This is a genomic window from Pseudochrobactrum sp. AO18b, assembly GCF_000409565.1.
In the GTDB taxonomy this organism is placed as follows: domain Bacteria; phylum Pseudomonadota; class Alphaproteobacteria; order Rhizobiales; family Rhizobiaceae; genus Pseudochrobactrum; species Pseudochrobactrum saccharolyticum.
This window is the reverse complement of record NZ_ANNO01000447.1, coordinates 1-1262: the sequence shown is the minus strand read 5'-3', so window position 1 is coordinate 1262 and position 1262 is coordinate 1. Positions and strand designations below refer to the sequence as shown.

The following is a 1262-nucleotide window of genomic DNA, read 5'->3' as shown; positions in this document are numbered from 1 at the left end:
GGCAGATTTATCTGCCGGCGTTTTTGTTAAATATGGGAACTGAATTTAGTTTGCCGGTTGAGCCGGTACATCATTCTCAGGCACATCCTGCGCGGAAGGCTGGGTGCCTAATTGCGGCTTCAGACGCTCAATGATTGCGGTTTCAGGGTCTTCCGGCAACATATCCACCAGCTGCTGGCCAAGAGAATCCAGCATCGGCTTGGATTTGGCATTGGTGATCCAGCTTGGCTGATCTGTAGCCACAAGCCAGTTGAAGAACAGCATTGCAACCACAACCAGCAGAACGCCGCGTGCCGCGCCGAAAATGAAACCCAATGTGCGGTCAAGCGCACCAATACGGCTGTCGATGATGAAATCGGCAATTTTCATGGTGATGATTGATACAACAATCAATGTCACCAGAAAGACTGAACCGGCTGCCGCAATATTCAGAATGGTTTCATTGCTGATATATGGCTGCAGGTAAGGCACGACAGGCTTATAGAAGAAATAGGCGGCCAGAGCTGCCGCAGCCCAGGATGCCACCGAAAGCACTTCGCGCGAAAATCCGCGTACCATGGCCAGAATGGCCGATACGAGGGTTACCCCGATAAGAATTCCGTCTAGCAATGTAATCGGCATCCTGCCTAATTCCTCTGTGTCGGTCTGTCCCTCGGGACATATAATTTCGTGCGGGCATAATTGCCGCAGCTCAAAGATTTACAGTGTCTCGCGTCAGTCCGATAGAGTTGTGACACTTTTGTCGTCGAAAATTAACCTGAATTTCTTTCATAAATCACTAATTCGGGAGCCTATTGCAATTTAAAGCCGTTATAGCCTGTAAAAATTACAGCCTATGTCCGGTTGTTAATGCTCCGCATCCGTTATTTTAAGTTGCAGAGAGCCTATGATTCCCGAGTTTTCTGTTGTGATAGACCTATGCTAATCTCGGTTCTGCGCATTCTTTCCGGGGCCGGAAGCAGCAATTCTTGCCACCAGATCGGGCAGGGAGCCGGTTTCTGTCAGCGTGAAATTGCGTGGTTTTGACAATTCACCTCCGCCGACAGGCAGAACAGCCTGTTTAAAGCCGAGTTTTTCCGCCTCTTTGATGCGCTGAGCCGCATGAGCTACGGCACGTACTGCACCGGAAAGACTGACTTCACCAAAATAAACGCTATTGGCAGGCAGCGGAATACCGGCAAGCGACGAGACAAGCGCCGCCGCTACAGCCATATCGGCAGCAGGCTCGGAAATACGATAACCACCGGCCACATTGAGATAAA

2 protein-coding genes are annotated in these 1262 nt (G+C 50.2%); both read right to left on the bottom strand.

Annotation, left to right across the window (positions count from 1 at the left end; all coding sequences use genetic code 11):
• Nucleotides 1-45: 45 nt before the first annotated feature.
• Entirely contained in the window at nucleotides 46-621 is a 576-nt protein-coding gene (locus A918_RS0116865; protein WP_022712192.1) for a CvpA family protein, read from the bottom strand.
• A 300-nt stretch (nucleotides 622-921) separates the two neighbouring features.
• Nucleotides 922-1262, bottom strand: a 341-nt coding sequence (locus A918_RS20900; protein WP_033316221.1) for a magnesium chelatase domain-containing protein, incomplete at its 5' end; no start/stop codon positions are given.

What these genes read in the sequence shown, in the direction of transcription:
- A918_RS0116865 (WP_022712192.1), bottom strand. Translation starts at nt 621, where the DNA reads ATGCCGATTACATTGCTAGACGGAATTCTTATCGGGGTAACCCTCGTA.